The organism is Streptomyces sp. SID12501, assembly GCF_010550245.1.
GTDB lineage: Bacteria > Actinomycetota > Actinomycetes > Streptomycetales > Streptomycetaceae > Streptomyces.
Genome location: NZ_JAAGLU010001072.1, coordinates 1 through 384, shown reverse-complemented (window position 1 = coordinate 384; position 384 = coordinate 1). Strand labels below are relative to the sequence as shown.

At 71.6% G+C, this 384-nt stretch carries 1 protein-coding gene; it reads left to right on the top strand.

Annotated elements, in window-relative coordinates:
- A partial coding sequence (locus tag G3I71_RS49875; RefSeq protein ID WP_203733291.1) for a cation:proton antiporter occupies positions 1–384 on the top strand: 384 nt, incomplete at both ends.

The window sequence follows — 384 nt, the reverse complement described above, 5'->3', positions numbered from 1 at the left end:
CCGCCCCCGGTTCAGGTCATGGTCCAGACCGAAAGCCTGTTCAACGACGCCACCTCGCTCGTCCTCTTCCGGGTCGCGGTGGGCATCGCGGTTGCCTCCTCCGCGGTCTCCTGGACCAGCGCGGGCGGCGAGTTCGCCCTGCTCGCGGGAGGCGGCACCCTGATCGGGGCCGCGGTCGCCGGCGTGGTCGTGCTGATCAGGCGCCGAGTCGAGGACCCGGTCCTGGAAACCGTGATCGCGCTCGCCTTCCCGTACGCCGCCTACGTACTGGCCGAGACGGCCCACACTTCCGGCGTCACCTCCGTGGTCGTGGCGGGCGTCGTCATGAGCGGCAGCGGGGACCGGCTGACCAGCGCACGCATCCGCCTCCAACTGCACGCCGTC